Annotated in this window: 1 protein-coding gene; it reads left to right on the top strand. The window is 65.2% G+C overall.

What is annotated here, in order from left to right:
• On the top strand, positions 1 to 399 hold a 399-nt coding region (locus AC1D0P_RS31060; RefSeq protein WP_477680242.1), incomplete at both ends, for a PDZ domain-containing protein.

Here is a 399-nt window from a genome sequence, read left to right as displayed (position 1 = left end):
AAGCAGGAATTCGCCGGTTATTGGGAATATCTGCTCGACGAGGCGATCTTCACCGCACCGGCGCATCCTTCCTGGGGTGGCGCCGCGCTCGTCGACCAGGGTGGCCGGCTGATCGGCATCGGCTCGCTCAGGCTGCAGATGAGCCAGGGCAGCGAAGTGGCCGACATCAACATGTCTGTGCCGATCGATCTCCTGCCGCCGATCCTCGATGATCTCCTGAAGCGCGGCCAGGTCAACAAGCCGCCGCGGCCGTGGCTTGGCGCATTTTCGGCCGAGACCAATGGCGAGGTGGTGGTGATGAGCGTCATCGACGGCAGCCCGGCGGCGCAAGCCGGCCTACGCCAAGGCGACGTGATCGCCGAGATCCGCGACGGTGACGTCGAGGGACTTGCCGATTTC

The sequence above is a fragment of the Polaromonas sp. P1_G2 genome (genome assembly GCF_056405515.1).
Note: the sequence above shows the minus strand (reverse complement) of the source record. Positions and strands in the feature narration are given on the sequence as shown.